4 protein-coding genes and 2 rRNA genes are annotated in these 6463 nt (G+C 42.7%); 3 read left to right on the forward strand and 3 right to left on the reverse strand.

The window, feature by feature from the left end; all coding sequences use genetic code 11:
- Positions 1 to 116: 116 nt before the first annotated feature.
- Complete coding sequence (locus KGY70_03590; GenBank protein ID MBS3774249.1) at positions 117 to 1376, forward strand: aspartate kinase; 1260 nt, start codon at positions 117 to 119, stop codon at positions 1374 to 1376.
- A gap of 74 nt (positions 1377 to 1450) precedes the next feature.
- Here KGY70_03590 and KGY70_03595 read toward each other — a convergent pair whose 3' ends face one another.
- The 3 genes from KGY70_03595 to KGY70_03605 are packed head-to-tail and all read right to left on the reverse strand — an operon-like array spanning position 1451 to position 4068.
- Positions 1451 to 2029, reverse strand: coding sequence for a hypothetical protein (locus tag KGY70_03595; protein MBS3774250.1), 579 nt, complete (start codon positions 2027 to 2029; stop codon positions 1451 to 1453).
- Entirely contained in the window at positions 1989 to 3338 is a 1350-nt protein-coding gene (locus KGY70_03600; GenBank protein MBS3774251.1) for a dihydroorotase, read from the reverse strand. The genes KGY70_03595 and KGY70_03600 overlap by 41 nt, the downstream gene beginning before the upstream one ends.
- Entirely contained in the window at positions 3316 to 4068 is a 753-nt protein-coding gene (locus KGY70_03605; GenBank protein MBS3774252.1) for a polyprenol monophosphomannose synthase, read from the reverse strand. Before KGY70_03605 ends, KGY70_03600 begins: the two co-directional genes overlap by 23 nt.
- A 499-nt stretch (positions 4069 to 4567) precedes the next feature.
- On the opposite strand from KGY70_03605, the gene KGY70_03610 reads away from it, so the two are divergent.
- Positions 4568 to 6108: ribosomal RNA gene (locus KGY70_03610) — 16S ribosomal RNA — on the forward strand.
- A 269-nt stretch (positions 6109 to 6377) separates the two neighbouring features.
- Positions 6378 to 6463: ribosomal RNA gene (locus KGY70_03615) — 23S ribosomal RNA — on the forward strand; the annotation flags it as partial.

A 6463-nucleotide genomic window follows, 5' to 3' on the forward strand; every position in this document is an offset into this window, starting at 1 on the left:
TTCTGATAGATTCACCGCAATAAATTTTGAGCGCAAAATTAAAATTCTACATTCTAATCATGAAAAATTTATGAGATTAAAGATATTTGCAACCAATAAAATCCAATGCTTAAAGGATGATTGTATATAAATTTGGCGGTGCTTCGGTTAAGGATGCCGAAGGTGTGGAAAATCTCAGAAATATTTTATCGGCTGAAAATGAAGCCCGGATTATAGTAGTCAGCGCTTTTGGTAAAACCACCAATAATCTTGAAGAAATAACCGGTGCCATTTATGATAGAGACGGGTTAAACTTTCAAGACCATTTTAAGAAATTAAGGGATTACCATTATTCAATCCTTAAGAAATTGTTTAAGAGGCATGAAAAAATTTATGGAGAAGTTGATGCTTTATTTGATTCAATCAACCGGGCTTTTTCGGATAAATGGACGCATTACGACCGTTTGTATGACCATATTGTAAGTATAGGGGAGATTCTTAGTACCAAAATCATCTGTGCTTATTTAAACGTTAGTGGTTTGAATTGCAGGTGGATAGACATGAGAAAAAATCTGATAACCGATGCTGTTTTCCGTGAGGCCGGGTTAGATTGGGAAAGAAGCCGGAAGAAGATAAGGAAACATTTTGTTCCTGAGGGGGATGAGGTAATCATTACCCAGGGTTTTATTGGCGGAACATCCAGGGGAGCTAGCACCACTCTGGGCAGGGAAGGTTCAGATTATAGCGCGGCTATCCTTGCCAATATGCTGAATGCAACGAAGCTGGTGGTATGGAAAGACGTACCCGGTGTGATGAATGCGGATCCCCGTTACTTCAGGAATGCCTGTAAACTGGAGAGAATTTCCTTTCAGGAAGCCATTGAATTGGCCTATTATGGAGCTAAAATACTTCATCCCAAGACCATTAAGCCCTTGCAGAATAAAAGCATTCCCCTCTATGTAAAATCTTTTCTGGAACCCGATCATGAAGGTACTTTGATTACTGATTATGAAAGATATGATGAAGATAAACCGATTTATATCCTTAAAACCGATCAGATTCTTATTTCTGTCCTTCCCAGAGATTTTTCATTTGTTTTTGAGGCAACGCTGAGCAAGATTTACAGTCTTTTTGCAAAATACAGGATTAAGATCAATCTGGTGCAAAATTCGGCCATCAACTTTACTTTTTGTGCGGATGCGAATAACCAGGGTATATTTCAACTCATAGACGATTTGAAGGAAGATTACAGAGTATTGTACAACAAAGGGTTGGAATTGTTAACCATCAGGCATTATACCGAACAGATACTCCAAGAGGTTCAAAAAGGACGACGTATTCTGGTTGAGCAACGCAGCCGGCATACGGCCCAATTCCTTATGGAAGAAGAAAGTTAGATCCCGTTTTGTGGTTTCGCCCGAATTGTTATATGACGATGCACAAGAAGGAAGGGTTGTTGATACCATGAAGTTTATTTTTCTTCTACCGAGTTATTCAAATAAACTTTAAAGGCCGGTTTATATCCTCTGAACGTTCCATTTTCTTTATAAACTTCATAAGCCAGCATTACAGAGTGTACTTCTTTAACCATTTGGAGCCTGTCCGGATTAAAATACCATCTTTCTTTGAACTGGATTTTGCCTACATTTGATCGGTCAAACTCCTCCTTGTTTTCCAGTTGTTTAATCTGATCTACAGAAAGTGGCTTGTCTTCAAAATAATCATAGGGTTGCATTTTGCCTGAGTAAACGGCTTCGAATATGAAATCTACCAACTCTTTGCGGTCAAAAGAACGCAGCCATTTTTTCTGCCAGTCATCCCCGTTATTCCTGGCTTTAACCACTACCCCATAGTTGATTGAGTCGGCAATACTGATAAATTCCCTGCCTATGGAATCCGTTTGAATGGATTGTTTGCTTTCTCTTTCCCACTTGTGTTTGCATCCCATGATCAGGATGGCAAAAAGCATCAATAACATCCAGCTTCCTGCATAAACAACAAGAGGTGATTTACCTTTCAAATGTGAGTTTTCTGGCGTTTTTTTCTTCATTGATCTGCCCGTTTTGATACGCAATTTTCCCGTTAACCAGGGTATGTGTTATCTGCGAATTGAATAGCTGACCTTCAAAAGGTGACCATTTACATTTATATAATATATTGTCTTTATCAATACGATGTGGTTTAAAAGGATCAATCAAAACAAGGTCTGCCCAATATCCTTTCCTGATATATCCTCTTTTGCTGGTGTTGAAAATATCCGCAGGAGTGTGGCACATTTTGTCTACTATGGTAGACAGGGAAATTTCCCCGCGATAATAAAATTCGAGCATCGCCAAAAGGGAATGTTGTACCATCGGTCCTCCCGAAGGTGCTTTTAAATAAGGATTGTTCTTTTCTTCCATCAAATGGGGGGCATGATCTGTAGCAATCACATCAATGGCATGATTATTTACTCCGTCAAGCAAAGCTTTTTTGTCGCCGGGCTTTTTTATGGCGGGATTCCATTTGATACGGGTGCCATACTTTTGATAATCCCTGTCGTCAAACCATAGATGGTGGATGCAGGCTTCAGCGGTGATTTGCTTGTTGGAGTTGAAGCGGGTCTTTTCCAGCAACTTCAGTTCTTTCGCCGTACTAAGGTGAAGAATATGTAACCGTGTACCGTATTTGTGGGCAAGTTCCACTGCCCGTGAGGAAGACTTAAAACAAGCTTCCTCACTTCTGATGAGGGGATGATACTCAACGGGGATTGTTCCATTGAATTGCTCTTTATAGTATTGTGTATTTTTTCGGATGATTGTTTCATCTTCACAATGTGTGGCTATTAGAACGGGAGATTCGTCAAATATTTGCTCCAATGAAGCCGTATTATCCACCAGCATGTTACCGGTTGAGGCACCCATAAAGGTTTTAACTCCGCATACCTCACGGGGATTAAGATTTTTTATTTCTTCAATATTTTCGTTGGTGGCGCCAAGATAAAAGGAGTAATTGGCAAAGGAATTTTGCTCTGCAATCCTGAATTTTTCTTTCAGTTGATCCATTGTAACTGCAGGAGGCTTGGTATTGGGCATTTCCATATAGGAGGTGACTCCCCCTGCTACCGCGGCTTTTGACTCTGAATAGATATCAGCCTTATGCGTTAATCCCGGTTCGCGGAAATGCACATGATCATCAATTACACCGGGTATAAGAATCTTATTTTTTGCATCGAGTACCTGGCTTTGTTGCAGGAGGGCTTTGGGTAAATCTTTTTCAATAAAAATTTCACTGATTTTTTCATTTTCGATTAAAACAGAACCCGTTTTTTTTGTTTCTTCATTAACAATGAATGCATTATGTATCAGAAGGGGTATCATATTTTTTGTACTTTTTAAATAAACTCCTGATTTTCATTGATATAACTCCCCAGACTGCCTCATTGAAAATTCCGCCACTCATTTTTGAGGTTCCTATGGCTCTGTTGGTAAATATAATGGGAATCTCAACCAGTTTAAAGCCGTATTTCCATGCTGCGAATTTCATTTCTATCTGAAAAGCATAGCCGATCATCTTGATTTTGTCAAGGTTTATGGTTTCCAGTACTTTGCGGTGGTAACATACAAAACCGGCGGTGGTATCCTTTATTTTCATCCCGGTAACGAATGCAACATACTGGGATGCAAAGTAGGAGATAAGTATTCTTCCTATTGGCCAATTGACTACGTTGGCTCCGTTTTTATAACGTGAACCGATGGCCACATCTGCACCGTCATAGGCACAAGCATTGTATAACCGGAGTAAATCTTCGGGATTGTGGGAGAAGTCTGCATCCATTTCATATATATAATCATAATGTTTTTGAATGGCCCATTTGAATCCGGTGATGTATGCAGTTCCCAACCCCAGTTTTCCTTCTCTTTCAATAAGAAATAATTGTTCGGGATATTTTTTCTGAAGGTCTTTTACAACTCCGGATGTTCCATCAGGTGAATGGTCATCTACCACTAAAATGTGAAAAGGTACGTTCAGGGAGAATATTTTTTCTATGATTCGTTCTATATTGCCTTTTTCATTGTATGTGGGTATGATCACGAGGTTTTTATCCATTGTCATATCATTCCTTGATTGTTAATGTAATAAGTTAAACGATTTGGCTAATATAAGATAATTATTTAGAAATACAGTTTTTCAAGTGATATTCTACAAAGTAGGTCATGAATAAGAATTGGGAAGCAGTTATTTATATTTTTTTTAGAAAAAATGTTTTAAAAGTCTTGGTAAATCTAAAATCTACCCTACATTTGCACTTCTCATTAATGAGGGTTCTTTAAAATCATCAGGCAGGGACAAACACAATGTAAAACGACATAGATCGTTTTAAACTGTTGAGGTTAGCGGAGATTGAAAAAAATATTTAAAAATTCATCAAAATATTTTGCAGAGAAGTTTACAGTTGTTATCTTTGCCATCTCTTTTGAGAAGACGAAAAGAAATTTGTTCTTTTAAAAAAGATATTTTAGGTTCTTTGAAATGTTGAGGTAGAAGCCAAAGGTGGAGTAAAAAAACTCCGTCAGACAGTCAGGGTCAAGATATACAAAGTTTAAATACAACGAAGAGTTTGATCCTGGCTCAGGATGAACGCTAGCGGCAGGCTTAACACATGCAAGTCGAGGGGTAACAGATCTCTTCGGAGGTGCTGACGACCGGCGCACGGGTGAGTAACGCGTATGGAACCTACCTGCAACAGGGGTATAGCCTCCGGAAACGGATGTTAATCCCCCATAAAGTTTATTGGTGGCCTCACCGATAAATTAAAGCTAAGGCGGTTGCAGATGGCCATGCGTACCATTAGTTAGTTGGTAAGGTAAAGGCTTACCAAGGCAACGATGGTTAGGGGTCCTGAGAGGGTAGTCCCCCACACTGGTACTGAGACACGGACCAGACTCCTACGGGAGGCAGCAGTGAGGAATATTGGTCAATGGGCGCTAGCCTGAACCAGCCATGCCGCGTGCAGGAAGACGGCCCTACGGGTTGTAAACTGCTTTTCTGCGGGAAGAATTCCCTGTATTCGTTACAGGGTTGCCGGTACCGCAGGAATAAGCATCGGCTAACTCCGTGCCAGCAGCCGCGGTAATACGGAGGATGCAAGCGTTATCCGGATTCATTGGGTTTAAAGGGTGCGCAGGCGGTGGAGCAAGTCAGTGGTGAAAGCCCGAAGCTCAACTTCGGGATTGCCATTGAAACTGTTTCACTTGAGTGTAGTCGAGGACGGCGGAATGAGTTGTGTAGCGGTGAAATGCATAGATATAACTCAGAACACCGATTGCGAAGGCAGCTGTCTAGGCTACAACTGACGCTGAGGCACGAAAGCGTGGGGAGCGAACAGGATTAGATACCCTGGTAGTCCACGCAGTAAACGATGATCACTCGTTGTTGGTTACCTAGTAACCAGTGACTGAGGGAAACCATTAAGTGATCCACCTGGGGAGTACGTCGGCAACGATGAAACTCAAAGGAATTGACGGGGGCCCGCACAAGCGGAGGAACATGTGGTTTAATTCGATGATACGCGAGGAACCTTACCTGGGCTTAAATGCAGGCTGCATTCCCCTGAAAGGGGGATTTCCTACGGGACCGCCTGCAAGGTGCTGCATGGTTGTCGTCAGCTCGTGCCGTGAGGTGTCGGGTTAAGTCCCATAACGAGCGCAACCCCTATCGCTAGTTGCCAGCATGTAATGGTGGGGACTCTAGCGAGACTGCCGGTGTAAACCGGAGGAAGGTGGGGATGACGTCAAATCAGCACGGCCCTTACGTCCAGGGCTACACACGTGTTACAATGGCCGGTACAAAGAGCAGCCACCTGGCGACAGGGTGCTAATCTTGAAAGCCGGTCCCAGTTCGGATCGAAGTCTGCAATTCGACTTCGTGAAGGTGGATTCGCTAGTAATCGCGCATCAGCCATGGCGCGGTGAATAAGTTCCCGGGCCTTGTACACACCGCCCGTCAAGCCATGGAAGCCGGGGGTACCTGAAGTCCGTAACCGATCCCGCCTCGGCGGGAGAGGAGCGGCCTAGGGTAAACCCGGTGACTGGGGCTAAGTCGTAACAAGGTAGCCGTACCGGAAGGTGTGGCTGGAACACCTCCTTTCTGGAGCCGACTGTCTGACTTTTTACTCCAGCTTAGCTCTATCTCAACATTTTATTTTTGGTTAATTAGCTTAACCAGCAAAGCCTGTCCGGCAATCCCCTGACAGAGTTATCGGTGCAATTCCGGTATTAACCGCATCGCTCACCGAAGCCTCGGCTTAGGTGAGCAGTGTCCTCCGAATAAGTGGAGAAGGAGTTAATCCTCCTTCGCTAAAGCTACGGAGGGTAAAAGTTCTTTGACATATTGAGAGAAGATATCACAGAGCAAATAAAGAAGCAAATAAGGGCGAACGGTGGATGCCTAGGCTCCCGGAGGCGAAGAAGGACGTGATAAGCTGCGATAAGCTACGGGTAGG

It is taken from the genome of Bacteroidales bacterium (assembly GCA_018334875.1).
Classification (GTDB): domain Bacteria; phylum Bacteroidota; class Bacteroidia; order Bacteroidales; family UBA12077; genus JAGXLC01.

What these genes read in the sequence shown, in the direction of transcription:
- KGY70_03590 (MBS3774249.1), top strand. Translation starts at nt 117, where the DNA reads ATGATTGTATATAAATTTGGCGGTGCTTCGGTTAAGGATGCCGAAGGT.
- KGY70_03595 (MBS3774250.1), bottom strand. Translation starts at nt 2,029, where the DNA reads ATGAAGAAAAAAACGCCAGAAAACTCACATTTGAAAGGTAAATCACCT.
- KGY70_03600 (MBS3774251.1), bottom strand. Translation starts at nt 3,338, where the DNA reads ATGATACCCCTTCTGATACATAATGCATTCATTGTTAATGAAGAAACA.
- KGY70_03605 (MBS3774252.1), bottom strand. Translation starts at nt 4,068, where the DNA reads ATGGATAAAAACCTCGTGATCATACCCACATACAATGAAAAAGGCAAT.